This window comes from Hydrogenophaga sp. NH-16, assembly GCF_004006415.1.
Lineage (GTDB): Bacteria > Pseudomonadota > Gammaproteobacteria > Burkholderiales > Burkholderiaceae_C > Hydrogenophaga > Hydrogenophaga pseudoflava.
Map to the genome: position 1 here is coordinate 83,080 of NZ_CP029344.1, position 15,651 is coordinate 98,730.

19 protein-coding genes and 1 tRNA gene are annotated in these 15,651 nt (G+C 67.7%); 12 read left to right on the forward strand and 8 right to left on the reverse strand.

Annotated elements, in window-relative coordinates:
* Nucleotides 1-23: 23 nt before the first annotated feature.
* Nucleotides 24-839: a bifunctional DNA-formamidopyrimidine glycosylase/DNA-(apurinic or apyrimidinic site) lyase gene (gene mutM / locus DD542_RS00380; RefSeq protein ID WP_079367051.1), complete on the reverse strand. Its 816-nt coding sequence runs from the start codon at nt 837-839 to the stop codon at nt 24-26.
* A gap of 296 nt (nt 840-1,135) precedes the next feature.
* On the opposite strand from mutM, the gene DD542_RS00385 reads away from it, so the two are divergent.
* The 7 genes from DD542_RS00385 to pth all read left to right on the forward strand — a co-directional run bounded on the left by DD542_RS00385 (nt 1,136) and on the right by pth (nt 6,798).
* Nucleotides 1,136-2,725, forward strand: a complete 1,590-nt coding sequence (locus tag DD542_RS00385; protein ID WP_241559645.1) for a tetratricopeptide repeat protein — start codon at nt 1,136-1,138, stop codon at nt 2,723-2,725.
* Nucleotides 2,722-3,213, forward strand: coding sequence for a lipoprotein insertase outer membrane protein LolB (locus DD542_RS00390; RefSeq protein ID WP_084396921.1), 492 nt, complete (start codon nt 2,722-2,724; stop codon nt 3,211-3,213). The genes DD542_RS00385 and DD542_RS00390 overlap by 4 nt, the downstream gene beginning before the upstream one ends.
* Nucleotides 3,210-4,124 (forward strand): 4-(cytidine 5'-diphospho)-2-C-methyl-D-erythritol kinase, encoded by a 915-nt coding sequence (ispE, locus tag DD542_RS00395; protein WP_079367054.1) that lies wholly within the window; start codon nt 3,210-3,212, stop codon nt 4,122-4,124. The genes DD542_RS00390 and ispE overlap by 4 nt, the downstream gene beginning before the upstream one ends.
* Before the next feature lie 89 nt (nt 4,125-4,213).
* Nucleotides 4,214-4,290: transfer RNA gene (locus tag DD542_RS00400), tRNA-Gln, on the forward strand.
* A 79-nt stretch (nt 4,291-4,369) separates the two neighbouring features.
* Nucleotides 4,370-5,344: a ribose-phosphate pyrophosphokinase gene (locus tag DD542_RS00405; RefSeq protein WP_066149552.1), complete on the forward strand. Its 975-nt coding sequence runs from the start codon at nt 4,370-4,372 to the stop codon at nt 5,342-5,344.
* Nucleotides 5,345-5,431: 87 nt separating this feature from the next.
* Nucleotides 5,432-6,058 (forward strand): 50S ribosomal protein L25/general stress protein Ctc, encoded by a 627-nt coding sequence (locus tag DD542_RS00410; RefSeq protein ID WP_066149549.1) that lies wholly within the window; start codon nt 5,432-5,434, stop codon nt 6,056-6,058.
* Nucleotides 6,059-6,129: 71 nt separating this feature from the next.
* A complete protein-coding gene (gene pth, locus DD542_RS00415) occupies nt 6,130-6,798 on the forward strand; it encodes an aminoacyl-tRNA hydrolase (protein WP_066149546.1) in 669 nt (222 codons plus the stop codon).
* Here pth and DD542_RS00420 read toward each other — a convergent pair.
* The 5 genes from DD542_RS00420 to DD542_RS00440 are packed head-to-tail and all read right to left on the reverse strand — an operon-like array spanning nt 6,747 to nt 10,981.
* Nucleotides 6,747-7,046: a YfhL family 4Fe-4S dicluster ferredoxin gene (locus DD542_RS00420; RefSeq protein WP_066149543.1), complete on the reverse strand. Its 300-nt coding sequence runs from the start codon at nt 7,044-7,046 to the stop codon at nt 6,747-6,749. The two genes, pth and DD542_RS00420, sit on opposite strands and share 52 nt — an antisense overlap.
* Nucleotides 7,047-7,056: 10 nt before the next feature.
* A complete protein-coding gene (gene coaD / locus DD542_RS00425; protein WP_127802968.1) occupies nt 7,057-7,560 on the reverse strand; it encodes a pantetheine-phosphate adenylyltransferase in 504 nt (167 codons plus the stop codon).
* A gap of 50 nt (nt 7,561-7,610) precedes the next feature.
* The gene (rsmD, locus tag DD542_RS00430; RefSeq protein ID WP_079367056.1) at nt 7,611-8,216 is read right to left on the reverse strand and encodes a 16S rRNA (guanine(966)-N(2))-methyltransferase RsmD; all 606 of its coding nucleotides are present in this window, start codon (nt 8,214-8,216) and stop codon (nt 7,611-7,613) included.
* Between the two features lie 17 nt (nt 8,217-8,233).
* Nucleotides 8,234-9,553 carry a pitrilysin family protein gene (locus DD542_RS00435; protein WP_127802970.1) on the reverse strand — a complete coding sequence of 440 codons (1,320 nt, stop codon included), beginning with the start codon at nt 9,551-9,553 and terminating at the stop codon, nt 8,234-8,236.
* 18 nt (nt 9,554-9,571) lie between these two features.
* Nucleotides 9,572-10,981: a pitrilysin family protein gene (locus tag DD542_RS00440; RefSeq protein ID WP_127802972.1), complete on the reverse strand. Its 1,410-nt coding sequence runs from the start codon at nt 10,979-10,981 to the stop codon at nt 9,572-9,574.
* A gap of 29 nt (nt 10,982-11,010) precedes the next feature.
* On the opposite strand from DD542_RS00440, the gene ftsY reads away from it, so the two are divergent.
* Nucleotides 11,011-12,060 carry a signal recognition particle-docking protein FtsY gene (ftsY, locus tag DD542_RS00445; RefSeq protein WP_066149528.1) on the forward strand — a complete coding sequence of 350 codons (1,050 nt, stop codon included), beginning with the start codon at nt 11,011-11,013 and terminating at the stop codon, nt 12,058-12,060.
* A 37-nt stretch (nt 12,061-12,097) separates the two neighbouring features.
* Here ftsY and DD542_RS00450 read toward each other — a convergent pair whose 3' ends face one another.
* Complete coding sequence (locus DD542_RS00450; protein ID WP_066149526.1) at nt 12,098-12,304, reverse strand: zf-HC2 domain-containing protein; 207 nt, start codon at nt 12,302-12,304, stop codon at nt 12,098-12,100.
* A complete protein-coding gene (locus tag DD542_RS00455) occupies nt 12,301-12,882 on the reverse strand; it encodes a sigma-70 family RNA polymerase sigma factor (RefSeq protein ID WP_127807235.1) in 582 nt (193 codons plus the stop codon). Before DD542_RS00455 ends, DD542_RS00450 begins: the two co-directional genes overlap by 4 nt.
* Nucleotides 12,883-13,057: 175 nt before the next feature.
* Here DD542_RS00455 and DD542_RS00460 point away from each other — a divergent pair, with 175 nt between their 5' ends.
* Genes DD542_RS00460 through DD542_RS00475 form a run of 4 tightly spaced genes read left to right on the forward strand, consistent with a single transcriptional unit; the run spans nt 13,058 to nt 15,607 of the window.
* Nucleotides 13,058-13,339, forward strand: a complete 282-nt coding sequence (locus DD542_RS00460; RefSeq protein WP_127802974.1) for a DUF2282 domain-containing protein — start codon at nt 13,058-13,060, stop codon at nt 13,337-13,339.
* Between the two features lie 36 nt (nt 13,340-13,375).
* A complete protein-coding gene (locus DD542_RS00465) occupies nt 13,376-14,275 on the forward strand; it encodes a DUF692 domain-containing protein (protein WP_127802976.1) in 900 nt (299 codons plus the stop codon).
* Complete coding sequence (locus DD542_RS00470; RefSeq protein ID WP_127802978.1) at nt 14,272-15,120, forward strand: DNA-binding domain-containing protein; 849 nt, start codon at nt 14,272-14,274, stop codon at nt 15,118-15,120. The genes DD542_RS00465 and DD542_RS00470 overlap by 4 nt, the downstream gene beginning before the upstream one ends.
* Before the next feature lie 4 nt (nt 15,121-15,124).
* A complete protein-coding gene (locus DD542_RS00475) occupies nt 15,125-15,607 on the forward strand; it encodes a DoxX family protein (protein ID WP_127802980.1) in 483 nt (160 codons plus the stop codon).
* Nucleotides 15,608-15,651: the final 44 nt, after the last annotated feature.

A 15,651-nucleotide genomic window follows, 5' to 3' on the forward strand; every position in this document is an offset into this window, starting at 1 on the left:
ATATAGCATCGCGCCCGTCTCGCTCACGGCTTCTGGCAACGGGGACAGAAATAGGTCGAGCGTTGTCCCTGGCGCAGCTGCCGTATCGGGGTGCCACACGCCCTGCAGGGCTGCCCCTCCCGACCGTAGACCATGGCGTCCATCTGAAAGTAGCCGCTCTGGCCATCTGCGCTGGAAAAATCGCGCAGCGTGCTGCCCCCCAGCGCCAGCGCGCGCTGGAGCACATGGACGATCGCCCCATGCAGGCGGGTCGCGCGCGGGCGGCTCAGGCGGTCGGCGCGGACCGTCGGACGAATGCCGGCCATGAACAAGGCCTCGGAAGCGTAGATGTTGCCCACGCCGACCACCACATCACCGGCCAGAAGCACCTGCTTGATACTGGCACGCCGCTGTTGCAAGGCCATGTGAAACCCGACCGGCTCGAACCCGGGCTCCAGAGGCTCGACCCCCAGCCCGTCCAGCAGCTTGCGGGCCCGCGGATCCTCCATCGAGTCGACCAGCACCACGGCACCAAACCGCCGGGGATCGTGCAGACGCAGCACGCCCCGGGAGGTGTGAAGCTCGAAATGATCGTGAACACCCCGCTCGGGCAGCTCGCTGGCGAACTGAAGGCTACCGGACATGCCCAGATGAACGAGCAGCACCCCCTGATCCAGGTGAATCAGCAGGTACTTCCCGCGACGCCCGACCGCCAGGACATGGCGGCCGGTCAGCATCGTGGGATCGACCCCCAAAGGCCAACGCAGGGGTTTGCCCATCAGCGCAGCCCGGATCTCCGCGCCAGCGATGCGGTCAGCAAAGCTGCGGCGGGTGACCTCGACTTCGGGCAGTTCAGGCATGGCTTGGTGATTTCTGACGGTGAAGGGAACGCCCGACCGGGCACCGGAATCCCAGACCTGCCGACCTGGACCCTTCCATTATCATGAGCTCGATGAATACTCCGCCCGACCGCAGCCACCACAGCCCGCAACGTCGGAGCATCCGGACAGTACAACAAGCAGTGCTGTGTCTCGGCCTCCTGGCGGGTCTGCCGACCTTGGCGCTGGCCCAGGACAGTCCACCTGCAGAGCCTCCGGCGGCCAACTCCGCGCTTTCTGCTCCTTTGTTCTATCAGCTGCTGCTCGGAGAGCTCAATGTGTCCTCCGGTGAGCCCGGCACCGGTTACTCGCTGATCCTGGACGCTGCCCGCAAGCAGAACGACCCCGACCTGTTCCGCCGAGCCGTGGAAATTGCCCTGCAGGCCCGTTCGGGCGACGCGGCGCTGGCAGCAGCGCGCGCATGGTCGCAGGCCATCCCGGTTTCACCCGAGGCCGACCGCTTCGAACTCGAGATTCTGCTGGCGCTCAACCGCGTGGGCGAAACCGGTCCGGTTCTGCGCCGCCTGCTCGACCAGGCCCCTGCCGCATCCCGCAACGACGCCATCAACGGAATCCCCCGCATCTACGGACGGGTGGCGGACAAGGCTGCCGCCCTTCAGGTGGTGCGCGAAGCCCTCGCTCCAGCGATCAAACAGGGACCGCATGCCGCAGCGGCATGGACCACGATCGGCGCCATGGAGCTGGGCAACAACCAGCCCACCCAGGCGCTTACATCCGCCCGGAACGGGCACGCCGCCGACCAGTCCTCGCCATTTCCCGCCCTGCTCGCCCTGGACCTCATGGAACGCGGGCAGACCGCAGCGGAAGCCGTGGTTCGTGGCCAGCTGAAAGCCAGCCCACCGGTGGCGGGCAGTCCCGCCCCCGTGGCACTTGGCTATGCCCGAATCCTGTTCGATCTTCAGCGCCACGCAGAAGCGCGCAACCTGCTGGAAAACCTGACCCGCATCCAGCCCGAGGCCATGGAACCCTGGCTGCTGCTGGCAGCGCTGCAGGTGCAAGACAAACGCCTGCCCGCCGCCACGCAGTCCCTGCAGACCTACATGGGCCTGGCACGCCAGTCTGGTGACGAGCGGGCCGCGCGCGGCCTGACGCAGGCCTATCTGCTGATGGCCCAGATCGCCGAACAGCAGAAAGACTTTCAGGCGGCAAACGCCTGGCTGGACCGGATCGAGAACGCCGACGACATCATGGCAGCACAGATGCGCCGCGCCTCGCTGCTGGCCCACCAGGGGCAGATGGACCGTGCCCGGGCACTGTTGCGCAACCACCCCGAGCGGCGCCCCGAGGATGCGCGTCTGAAATTTGTGGCCGAGGCGCAGCTGTTGCGGGATTTCAAGCAATGGGAGCAGGCCTACGAGCTCTATGGCGAGGCGGTCACCCGATTCCCGAAGGACAGCGACCTGATCTACGACCAGGCCATGATGGCGGAGAAGCTCAACCGCATCGACGACATGGAGCGCCTGTTCCGCCAGGTGATCGAACTCAAGCCTGACCACCACCATGCCTACAACGCACTGGGCTACTCTTTGGCCGATCGTGGCCTTCGCCTGACCGAAGCAAGGCAGCTGATCGAAAAAGCCGTGTCCATGGCGCCCGACGACGCCTACATCCAGGACAGCCTGGGCTGGGTGGAGTTCCGCGACGGCAACATCGCCCGAGCCCTGCAGATCCTGCAGTCCGCCTTTGACAAACGCCCCGATGCGGAAATCGCTGCCCACCTGGGCGAGGTGCTGTGGGTCAGCGGCGATAGGGACAAGGCCATGAAGATCTGGCGCGAGGGGCTGCTACTGGCCAGCGACAACGAGACGCTGCAAAACACCCTTCAGCGTCTGCGCGTCAAGCCATGACCAGGGCGGATCGTGGACGCCTCGCCCTTCTGGGCGTGGTGGCGATGACGCTTGCGGGTTGTGCAACCTCCCGACCGAAAGCGTCGAAGGACACCTCGTTCTGGAGCGGTCGCCTGGCGTTGACTGTTCACAGCGAGCCGCCGCAGTCGTATTCCGCCGGATTCGAACTTCGTGGAGCCCCTGCTGCGGGCGAACTGCAGCTGACCTCTCCGCTGGGAACGGTGCTGGCATCGGTGCACTGGTCGCCGCAGGGCGCCGAGCTGCGACAGGGCGTACAGCGCACCCGCCGCCCCTCTCTGGACGAACTTACGGCGGACCTCGGAGGCACCCCCTTGCCCGTGGCCGCGCTCTTCGGCTGGCTGCAAGGTCAGACCGCCGATGCCAGTGGCTGGAATGCAGATCTCAGCCGCCACAGCGAAGGACGCGTGGTTGCGCGCCGGCTTCAACCCCTGCCCACGGCCGAACTGCGCCTGGTTTTCCAGCCATGACCCCAAAAACCGAACCGCTTCAACGCCTGGAGGGTGTGCCCGCCCCGGCCAAGCTGAACCTGTTCCTGCACGTCACGGGCCGCCGCGCCGATGGTTATCACCTCCTTCAGTCGGTGTTCATGCTGATCGACTGGGTGGACCTTCTGGACTTTGAGCTGCGCCCGGACGGCCGGATCAGCAGGGAAGACACCCTCCCCGGCCTGCCGCCTGAGGACCTGTGCGTCCGTGCTGCCCGGGCGCTCCAGGAAGCGACGGGGTGTACATTGGGCGTCCACATCCGTCTGGACAAGCGCATTCCTGCCGAAGCGGGTATGGGAGGCGGTTCCTCGGATGCAGCGACCTGCCTGCTCGCGCTCAACAGGCTCTGGGGGCTCGGACTGACACGGAGGGAACTCTCCAGAATCGGCCTGAAGCTGGGCGCCGACGTTCCGTTCTTCCTCGGCGGCCACAACGCCTGGGTCGAGGGCGTGGGTGAACAACTGACCCCGGTTTCGCTGCCGTCCGCCCGCTTCGTGGTGGTCAAGCCACCCACCGGCGCGTCGACGCCCGCAATTTTCAGTTCGCCAGAACTTCAACGCGACACAAAAACTGCTATACTCCAAGGCTTTGCTGCAAACACCAATGCAGAACGGTTGAATAGCGATGCCCGCATCGCCTGCGATCTTCAGAAAATTCTGGATTTCGGACACAACGACCTGCAGCCGGTGGCACAGACACTGTGTCCCGACGTGGTGCGATGCCTGGAATGGCTGTCGGCCCGTGGTCTCCACGGACGGATGACCGGTTCTGGTACCGCGGTGTTTGCGCAATTGCCGCAGGCAACGGACCTTTCTGGCGCTCCAGCCGACTGGACGGTCCGTGAATGCAGCAACATGGATGCACATCCATTGCTGGACTGGTGTCCCGGGTAAAATCGGGTCGATCAGCCCGGTCAACGGATGTGTGACCAGCGACATTTTTCGGGTGTTCGTGAAGCGCAAGCCTCACGAATGTCCTGAGTAGGGGAGTCGCCAAGTTGGTAAAGGCACCGGATTTTGATTCCGGCATGCGAGGGTTCGAGTCCTTCCTCCCCTGCCACCCATTTTTTTGAACCACACACCCAGCGGCCGCGCCGCTGTCGGCCAGCGCACTGGTCGTTGAAACAGCCGGGAACACCATGCAAGTTCAGCCCCCTGATTTCATGATCTTCACCGGCAATGCCAACCCGGTCCTCGCGGCCGAGATTGCCCAGCACCTCAACACCCAACTGGGTGCGGCCAATGTAGGTCGTTTCTCGGACGGAGAGGTCACGGTCGAGATCACCCAGAACGTGCGGGCTCGCGACGTGTTCGTGATCCAGTCGACCTGCGCGCCGACGAATGAGAACCTGATGGAACTCATCATCATGGTCGACGCGCTCAAACGGGCCTCCGCCGCACGCATCTCGGCCGTGATCCCCTACTTCGGGTATGCCCGCCAGGACCGCCGCCCGCGCTCCAGCCGTGTGCCGATCTCGGCCAAGGTCGTGGCCAATATGCTGCAGACCGTCGGTGTGAACCGGGTTCTGACCATGGACCTGCACGCCGACCAGATCCAGGGCTTCTTCGACATTCCGGTCGACAACATCTATGCCTCCCCGGTTCTCCTAGGCGACCTGCGCCAGAAGAACTACGAAGACCTGCTGGTGGTTTCGCCCGACGTCGGTGGCGTGGTGCGCGCCCGTGCACTGGCCAAGCAGCTGGGCTGCGACATGGCCATCATCGACAAGCGCCGCCCCAAGGCCAACGTGTCGGAAGTGATGCACGTGATCGGCGACATCGAGGGCCGCAACTGCGTGATCATGGACGACATGATCGACACCGCCGGCACGCTGGTCAAAGCCGCCGAAGTGCTCAAGGAGCGGGGCGCCAAGCACGTCTACGCCTACTGCACGCACGCCATCTTCTCGGGACCGGCCATCGACCGCATCGCCAAGGGCTCGGCCCTGGACGAGGTTGTCGTGACCAACACCATCCCCCTGTCGCAGGCCGCCCAGGCCTGCGCCAAGATCCGCCAGCTCTCCGTGGCGCCTCTGATGGCCGAGACCATCGCGCGCATTGCCTCGGGCGAGTCGGTCATGAGTTTGTTCGCCGATCAGGACAACCTGTTCTGAGGCAACAAAAGCCAGGTCGTGCCATGTGGTGCGGCCTTTTTCAACCTGAGGCGTTCTGGTCGCGGAACCCCTCCACTGGAGTCAGTCATGCAATTCGTCGCTTTTGAGCGCGCCAAGCAGGGTACGGGTGCGAGCCGCCGTCTGCGCATCACCGGTCGCGCGCCCGGTATCGTTTTCGGTGGTGACACCGCGCCCGTGACGATCGAAGTCGATCACAACGCGCTGTGGCACGCCCTGAAGAAGGAAGCCTTCCACGCCTCCATCCTGGACATGGAGCTGGCCGGCAAGGTCCAGAAGGTTCTGCTGCGCGATGTGCAGTACCACCCCTACAAGCCGCAAGTCCTGCACGTGGACTTCCAGCGCGTGGACGAAAAGACCCGCCTGCACAAGAAGGTGCCGATCCACTTCGTGGGCGAAGAGAACTCGCCGGCTGTCAAGACCGACAAGTGCCTGGTCAACCACATCGTGACCGAGATCGAGATCGAATGCCTGGCCATGCAACTGCCGGAATTCATCGAGGTCGACCTCAGCTCCGCCGAAAAGGGTGCCACCATCCACACTGGCGACCTGAAGTTGCCCGCTGGCGTGAAGATCGTGACCCACGGCCGCAAGGACATCACCATCGCCACAGTCGTTGAGCCGGTGGAAGAAGTGGTGGCCGCTCCCGTGGTCGCTGCCGCCGACGACAAGAAGAAGGGCAAGGGCAAGAAGTAATTCTTGGTCCCCCTCTCAAAGGCCCGCTCCATGCGGGCCTTTGTCTTTGGTGCCCCTGATAATCCAACGCCATGATCCGACTCATCGCCGGCCTGGGCAATCCAGGCCCCGAATACGCCGACACCCGCCACAACGCAGGCTTCTGGTTCGTGGACGAGGCGGCGCGCCTGCTAAAGACGTCGCTGCAGATGGAGCGCGGCCATTTCGGACTCGTGGCTCGGGCCAACGTGGCCGGCCAGAGCGTCTGGCTGGTGGAGCCGCAGACCTACATGAACCTGTCGGGCAAGTCGGTGGCTTCGCTCGCGCGCTTCTTCAAGATCGCGCCTGAAGAGGTGCTGGTGGTGCACGACGAACTGGACCTGCCGCCGGGCGAGGCCAAGCTCAAAAAGGGCGGTGGCCACGCCGGCCACAACGGCCTGCGCGACATCCACGCCCAGCTGGGCAGTGCCGACTACTGGCGGCTGCGAATCGGTATCGGCCACCCTGGCAACCGGAACGAGGTCGCGAACTGGGTTCTCAAGAAGCCATCGCTGGACGACCGCATCGCCATCGTGCAGGCGCTGGACCGTTCACTCAAGGCACTGCCGCAGCTGATCGCGGGGAATATGGACAAGGCCACGGCCCTGATCCACACCAGCAAGCCTCCACGCCCCAAACCACCGAAGCCAGTGCCGGCGGCAACCCCGGCTCAGCCAGCGGAAGGCGGCAACACCGCCGGGCCGGGCGACGCCAGCGACTGACCGGCCGCCTGCAGGCGCTGGTACTTCTGCCACAGCGTCTCGTGGTTCTCGGTGTGGGCGGGGTCGACCGGGATGCACTCGACCGGGCACACCTGCACGCACTGCGGCTCGTCGAAATGCCCCACGCATTCGGTGCAGCGGTTGGGGTCGATCTGGTAGAAGTCCTCGCCCATCGAGATCGCCTGGTTGGGGCATTCGGGCTCGCAGACGTCGCAGTTGATGCACTCGGCGGTGATCATCAGGGCCATGATGCTGTCCTCACGCCTGAAGGGGTTGCGGTCTGAGGCGGGCAGCCACACCCGGACTGACCATCTGCGACACATCGCCCCCCAGCGTCGATATTTCGCGCACCAGGGTGCTGGAGATGCACTGCAGTTCGGCCTGCGGCAACAGGAACACGGTTTCCACAGTGGGCAGCAGCTTGCGGTTCATGGCCGCCATCTGGGCTTCGTAGTCAAAGTCGGTCATGTTGCGGATGCCGCGCACCACGGCGCAGGCGCCCTGCTCCCGACAGAAGTCCATGATGAGCCCGTCGAACGGCAGCACTCGCACCGGCAGGCCGGCCATTGCCTCCGCCGCCATCTCCATGCGCTCGTGCAGCGAGAAGCGCGTCTTCTTGTGGTGAGCGATGGCCACGGCCAGGATCAGTTCGTCGAACAGGCCGGCGGCGCGGCGCACCACGTCCTCATGACCGAGCGTGAGCGGGTCGAAGGTGCCGCTGTAGACCGCGATGCGGCGAGAGGGAGAGGCGGAATCGGACATGGCGGGATTATCGGCCAAGGGTCACCCGCGGTCCCTGCCCCCACCGCTTGTCACTGAGGCGGCAAGGGGCGCAGGAGGTGGAAATGCACCTGCCCGGCCCGGCCGTGGCGGTGCGTCTGCAGGCCGATCTGCGCCAGCTCGTCGTCACCCCAGGTGCGCGGCGCCTCGAGGTAGATCAGGCCGTTGTCGGCCACCACCAGGCGGGCCAGGCGCAGCGCCGTGCCGAACAGGACCTCGTTGCCGCCATCGCCGAACGGCGGGTCGAGGAACACCAGGTCCAGCCCCTGCCCGGCCCGCTGGCGCAGCGAGGCCACGCCATCGCCACGCTCCACGCGCACCGACCCCGCCTTGAGCCGCTGCACGGTGGCCTGCAGGGACTTGCACAGCGCCGGATCCTGCTCCACCAGCGTCACCTCGGCTGCGCCGCGCGAACCGGCCTCCAGCCCGAGTGCACCCGTGCCTGCGAACGCATCCAGGCAGCGCCATCCGCTCAGGTCCTGGCCCAGCCAGTTGAAGAGCGTCTCGCGCACGCGCGAAGGCGTGGGCCGCAGGCCGGGCCGGTCGGCCACCGGCAGCTTGCTTCGTTTCCACAGGCCGCCAATGATGCGGACCTCATGCGCGGCCTGGGCTGCGGGGCGTGGCGGTGCTTTGTTCATGCGCCGAGCTTAACCAGTCAGGGCTTGGCGCCGACGACTACCGTCACCATGCGCTCAGGCTGCAGCACGCGCGCAAACGCCCGCCGGATGTCGGCCGCCGTCACCGCCTCGACGCGGCGGGTCCAGCTCTCCAGGTAGTCCAGCGGCAGGCCATTCCAGGCGATGTTGGCCACGTTGTCCAGCAACTTGCGGTTGCTGTCGAAGCGCAAGGCGAAGCCGTTGACCAGGTAGTCCTTGGCAGCCCGCAGCTCCGCCTCGGTGGGGCCGTCGGCGACGAAGCGGCGCACGACCTCGCGCGCCACCTGGATCGCCTGATCCGCCTGGTCCGGTCGTGTGCTCAGGCCGAGCTGGAAGGCGCCCGCATGCAGGCCCGGTGCGAAGTAGCTGTAGGCGCTGTAGCTCAGCCCGCGCTTTTCGCGCACCTCGGTGGTCAGGCGCGAGACGAAGCCGCCGCCGCCCAGGATGTAGTTGCCGATGAACAGCGGGAAAAAGTCCGGGTCGTTGCGCCGGTGGCCCGGCTGGCCGATCAGCACCTGGGCCTGTGCGGCGTCGAAGGGAATGCGCCGCTCGACGGCGCCCGCCAGGGGCGCGACCTCGGCCACTGCGGGCAGGGTCTCGCAACCGTGCGGGGCCAGGGCCGCCACGAGGCGGTCGGCGATGCGACCGGCCATGGCGCGGTCGACCGCCCCCACCATGACGATCTGGGTCCGGCAGGCGGCCGCATGGCGTCGGTAGAAGCTGCGCATGTCGTCGACGGAAATGGACTCCAGCGTGGTCGCGGTGGCCTCGCGGCCATAAGGGTGGTCGCCGTACACCGCCTGGGCAAACGCACGCCCGGCGTGGGTCGCCGGTCGCGTCTCGGCCTCCTTGAGGGCGCCCAGCCAGCGCTGACGGTCGCGCTGCCAGACGGCCTCCGGCCACGCGGGTGCGGCCAGCTGGCGGGCCGCAAGCGCCAGGGCGCGTTCCAGCAGTTCGGGTTCGGTGAGGGTGCGCAGGGACACGCTGAAACGTTCCAGCCCCGCGCTCACGCCCAGCTGTGCGCCCAGGTCGACCCAGGCCTCGCTGAGCGCGTTCTCATCCAGCGCCGGCTGCGCGCCCTGTACGGCCACGCCGGCCGACACCATCGAGGCGGTGGCGGTGGCCAGCCCCGCGCGGTCGGCGGGATCGCGGCGCGAACCGCCGTCGAAGTCGATCTGCACGTCCAGCATCGGGATCGACGGGCTCGCCACCAGATAGACCCGGGCACCGCTGGCATGGGTCCAGTGCTGGATCGGAATCACGGCCCAGGCCGGCGCACAGAACAGACACAGCAGGACAAGACGGAAGACGTTCTTCATCGTTGGATCACCCAGGTGTCAGTGGCGGCCCAGCGCGGGCCGGGGACCGGTCCGGGCCGGTGCGCTGCGCTGCGACGGGTCGGGCACCAGCACCGCCACGCTCAGCCGCTCTTCAGGAAACAGGCGCTGCGCCACCGACCGCACCTGTTCGGCCGTGACGCCGCGCAGGGCGTCCATCAGGCGCGCCGCACTGCCGGGGCCGAGACCGTTGACCCACCAGGTGCCCAGCTCCTGCGCCTGGTTGTAGACCGAGTCGAGCTTGTAGATTTCGCCCGCCGCCCACTGGGTCTTGACCCGCTGCAACTCGGCCTCGCTCACGCCCTCGCGCGCGATCCGGTCCAACTCGGCACGCAGCGCCTTCTCGACCTCGGCCACGGCCACCCCGGCCGCCGGCACCGCGGTCAGCGTGAACTGCGCCGGCCCGCGCCCCAGCGGCCCGTAGCCGGCCCCGGCGCTGTCGGCCAGCCGGGCGCCCGCGGCACCCTGCACCAGCGCCCGGTCGAGCCGGGCGCCGCTGTAGCCGTCGAGCAGTGCGGACAGCACGATCAGCGCCAGCGCATCGCGCGATTCCTCGTCGAGTGCGCCGGGATCTTTCAGGCGCGGCATGGGCCAGGCCATGGTCAGCATCGCCTGTTCGGTCGCAGCGCGGTATTCCATGCGCCGTTGTCCGCTCTGCGGCGGTTCCTCGCGCGGCTTGCGTTCGGGCAGCGCGCGAGCCGGAATGCGGCCGTAGATGGACTCCGCCAGCGCATGCACCGCGTCAGGCTCCACATCGCCCGCCACCACCACCGCCGCGTTGCCCGGCACATACCACCGGCGGTGGAAGTCCCGCACGTCCTGCGGTGTCATTGACTCCAGATCGCTCATCCAGCCCACCACCGGCCGGCGGTAGGGGTGCGCCTGCAGCGCCATCGCACCGAAGGCCTCGAACATGCGGGCGCGCGGCGATTCCTCGGTGCGCTGGCGCCGTTCTTCCTTGACCACCTCGATCTCGCGCCGGAACTCATCGTCGCTCCAGCGGTTGTTCTCGAAGCGGTCGGCTTCCAGCCTCATCACCGCTTCCAGGTGCCGCGCCGGCACCTGCTGGTGGTAAGCGGTGGCGTCGCGGCTGGTGAACGCGTTCTCGCGCCCGCCCAGCGCTGCGACGCGGCGGGAGAACTCGCCCGGCGCCAGGCTGGGCGTGCCCTTGAACATCATGTGCTCCAGCACATGGGCCACGCCCGAGGTGCCGTCGACCTCGTCCATCGACCCCACGCGCACCCAGAGCATGTGCACCACGGTGGGCGCCCTCCGGTCGGGCTGCACGAGCAAGGTCATGCCGTTGGAGAGGGTGTAGGTCCGGGCGGTTTCGGTGGCGGACGCAGCGGCGGACCAGAGCATGGCCAGCACCACCAGTCCCCGCATCAGGGAGGAGAAAGCTCGTTTCATAGAATCCTGTGGATTCCAAAGATTGAAACATGTTCTCGTTCTTCAGAAAAAAACCGCCTGCGCCCCCACCGGTCCCTGAACCGGTCCCCGCCGCCGCGCCCGCCCCGTCGGCACCGGTCGCTGCGCCGGCCACGCTGCCGGCCGTGGTCAGCCCGCCGGCTGCTCCCGCAGCGCCGCCCGAGCGCAAGGGCTGGCTCGACAAGCTCAAGGCCGGCCTGCGCAAGACCGGCTCGAGCATCGCCACCGTCTTCACCGGCACGCAGATCGACGACGCGCTCTATGAAGAGCTGGAGGCGGCGCTGCTGATGGCCGACACCGGCGTCAAGGCCACCGAGCACCTGCTGGCCGACCTGAAGAAGCGCGTCAAGGAGAGCAAGACCACCGATCCGGCGGCCGTCAAGGGCCTGCTGGCCGACGCCATCGCCGACCTGCTGGCGCCGCTGCAGAAGCCGCTGGTGATCGGCGAGCACAAGCCGACTGTGATCATGGTCGCGGGCGTCAACGGCGCGGGCAAGACCACCTCCATCGGCAAGCTCACGCGCCATCTGGCGAACGAAGGCGCCAGCGTGCTGCTGGCCGCTGCCGACACCTTCCGCGCCGCGGCCCGCGAGCAGCTGGCCGTCTGGGCCGACCGCAACACGGTGGAGATCGTGACGCAGGAAGGCGGCGACCCGGCCGCCGTGAGCTTCGACGCCGTGAGCGCCGGCAAGGCGCGCGGCCGCGACGTGGTGCTGGTGGACACGGCCGGCCGCCTGCCGACGCAGCTGCACCTGATGGAAGAGCTCCGGAAGATCAAGCGCGTGGTGCAGAAGGCCGACGGCACGGCGCCGCACGAGGTGCTGCTCGTCATCGACGGCAACACCGGCCAGAACGCGCTGACGCAGGTCAAGGCCTTCGACGAGGCGCTGCAACTCACCGGCCTGGTCATCACCAAACTCGACGGCACGGCCAAGGGCGGCGTGGTCTGCGCCATCGCGCGCGAGCGGCCGGTGCCGATCTACTTCATCGGCGTCGGTGAAAAGCTCGAAGACCTGGAAACCTTCAACGCACGCGAGTTTGCGCAGGCGCTGTTGAACTGAGGGATGTGACTCCCGCGCTCCGCCGCTGCGCAGGTCGCTACTCTTCTTCTGTATAGCCGCGCCACTGCTTCATCGCGTGGCGCATCGTCAGCATCTGGCGTTCGAACGTGGGGCAGGCCTTGCACACCATCAGATGCAGGCGCAGCCCGACGCGGTCTGCCCACGGCAGCTGGCGGTCTTCACGGGCCACCATCAGTGCGGTGGCCTCCTTGCAGGTGCGGCGAAACGGGTAAGCGGCCTTCATGTCGTGTGTGCTCGTCCAAACCAGTTCAGTTCCAGGCACTCCCGCAGGCGCAGGCGGGCCCGGTGGAGCTGGACATAGAGGTTGGTCGGCGTCAGCCCCAGTTCCTTACAGATCTCGTCGCTGGAGAGCTCCAGCCACTCCCGCATCAGGAACAGGCGCCCCTGCACCGGCGGCAGTTTTTCGGTGCAGGCGTTGAGCACGGCCATGAACTGGCGGCTGCCCAGCGACTGCTCGGGATCGCCCCAGTCGGCGGGCATCTGGGCGTGATGGCCATCGGCCTTGAAGGCCATGTGCTCCAGCGGATCGGTGCTGTCGTCGTCAGAGCCGCTGTCCAGCGTCACCTCGCGCTGACGCTGGCGCAGGATGTCGATGATCTTGTGCTTGAGGATGCCGACCAGCCAGGTGCGCATCTGGGAACGGCCCTCGAAGGCTTGCGGCCGGGCCAGCGCGGCCAGCACGGTCTCGGAGACGGCGTCTTCGGCCCAGGCGTCGTTGCGCAGCTGCAGGCGCGCGAAGCGCAGCAGGTAGGCCCGGCACTCGGCCACCTGGGTCGTGAAATCGGGCGGGTTCTGGGTCATGGGCATTCGGCGATTCGCTGCGAGTGTAAAGACCCGGCCAACGGAGGACCGAGGATTTTTTTTGTGCGGCATGTAAGAACCATGCCCATCGGCTGACTGACGCTCAACCGGTGAACATCGCCCCGCGACACGCACCGGTTGACTCTCAACCCCCACCTCATTCAGGAGAAAACCGATGAACCAGCGCCAGATGATCACCACCGCCGCCGCTTCGCTGATGAGCCTTGCCATGCTCACCAGCCCCGCCATGGCCCAGGACGCCGCCAAGGAAAAATGCTTCGGCATCGCCAAGGCCGGGCAGAACGACTGCGCCAACCTCTCCGGCTCGCATTCCTGCGCCGGCCAGGCCAAGGTCGACAACGACAAGGGCGAATGGAAGTACGTCGCTGCGGGCACCTGCAAGACCATGGGCGGCATGTCGATGGACGACGCCAAGATGGGCATGAAGAAGTCCTGATCCGCGGCCAACCCTCGCACAAGAAAGCCCGCCACCATGACCGCACACGCTCATCGGCCTCATGCCGCAGCGCCCGAGGTCGGCATCGGTTGGCGGCATCCCCATTACGCAGCGCTGCTGGAACAGCGGCCTGCTCTCGGCTTCATCGAAGTCCATTCGGAGAACTTCTTCGCCCCCGGCGGCGCGGCCCTGACCGTGCTGCGCGAAGGGCGCGCGCACTGCCCGGTGAGCCTGCACGGCGTCGGCCTGTCGCTCGGGTCGGCGCAGGGCATCGACACCGCGCACCTGGACCAGTTGGCGCGGCTCGTGCAGGCCATCGACCCGGTGCGGGTCAGCGACCACGCCAGCTTCGCGCGCGGTGCGGTGGTGCACGCGGCCGACCTGCTGCCCGTGCCGATGAGCCGCGCGACGCTGGACGCCATGTGCGCCAACGTCCAGCGCGTGCAGGACCGCCTGCGCCGCCCCATCGCGGTGGAAAACCTCTCGGCCTATGTGCAGTGGCGCGAGGCCGATATGGACGAACCCGAATTCCTCAACGCGCTCGCGCGGCGCAGCGGCTGCGGCCTGCTGGTCGACGTGAACAACATTTTTGTCAACGCCCTCAATGGCCAGTTGCGTGGCGAACACGGCGACCCGCTGGGCGCGTGCCGGCGCTGGCTGGACGCCATCGCGCCCGGACATGTGGCGGAGATCCACCTCGCAGGCCACCGGCACTGCGGCGACATCGTGATCGACGACCACGGCAGCCGCGTGAACGAGCAGGTCTGGGCGCTGTACCGCCACACCATCGGCCGCTTCGGCGCCGTGCCGACGCTGATCGAGTGGGACACGGACATCCCGGACCTGTCCGTGCTGCTGGACGAAGCCGACCGCGCCCACGAAGCCGCGGCGCAGGTGCTGGCCCCGGCCACCGACACACAGGCGGTGGCCGCATGAACACCCCGGACACCACCACGCTGGCGCAGCAACAGCAGCTTCTGCTGGACGCCCTGTTCGCGCGGCCGGGCGATGGCCGGCTCGCCGCCGACGCGCGCCTGACCGCCCTGCTCGACACGCGGCACGCCCAGTCCGCACGGGGACTCGTGGCCTACCGCAGCAACGGCCGTGCGATGGCCGAGCGCGCGCTGCGCGCCGCCTACCCGGTGATCGCCGCGATGCTCGGCGAGCCCAGCTTCGAGCTGCTCGCGCGCGACCTCTGGCACACGCACCCGCCCCGCGGGGGCGACCTCGCGCAGTGGGGCGACGCGCTGCCTGGCTTCCTGCAGGCGAACGACCAGCTGTCCGACGTGCCCTACCTGGGCGACGTGGCGCGCGCCGAGTGGGCACTGCACCGCGCCGCCAGCGCCGCCGACGCCGAGCCCGATCTGCCCAGCTTCGCGCGGCTGGCCAGCGAAGACCCACACGGCCTCACGCTCAGTCTCAGCCCCGGCGCCACGGTGATCGGCAGCCGCTTTCCGGTCGCCAGCCTGGTCACCGCGCACCTGTTTGGCGACCCCTGCCTGGCCGAGGCGGCGCAGCGGCTGCGCGACGGGATTGGCGAACTGGCCCTGGTGTGGCGCCAGGGCCTGCGCCCGCGCATCGCCGCCATCGACCTTTCGGCCGCCGCGCTGGTGCAGGCACTGCAGGTCGGCGCCGACCTGCCCGGCGCGCTGGATGCGGCCTGCGCCGCCGACACCGAACCGCCGTCCTTCGACTTTTCGGCCTGGCTCACCGCCGCCGTCACCGACGGGCTGGTCATCGGCGTGCAGCGCCTGACCGACCCCGCCCCCACCTGGAGATGACCTCATGAACACGACCCTGCTGCAGCGCGGCCTGCGCCTCTGGAATGCGTTGACCACCGCCCTCGACGGCGCCCAGCCGCTGGCCGCGCTGGCGGCACGGGCCTACCTCGCCCAGGTGTTTTTCCTGTCCGGCCTGACCAAGCTGCGCGACTGGGACACCACCCTGCTGCTGTTCACCGAGGAATACCGCGTGCCGCTGCTCTCGCCCGGTGTCGCGGCGGTCATGGGCACCGCGGGCGAGCTGGTGCTGCCGATGATGCTGCTGCTCGGGCTGGCCGGGCGCTTTGCCGCGCTGGGCCTGAGCGTGGTCAACGTGGTGGCGGTGCTCAGCCTCAGCGAGATCGCGCCGGCTGCGCTGCAGCAGCACATCACCTGGGGCGTGCTGCTGGCCGCGCTCGCGTTGTATGGCGTGGGCCGCTGGTCGGTGGACTGCGCCTGGCTCAAGCCCCGGGTGAACGGCTGGCTGACACTGCAGGCCAGCAGGTAAGCTCACGCAGCGGTTCAAGCCGCGCAACCCCGCCGCCCCGGAGA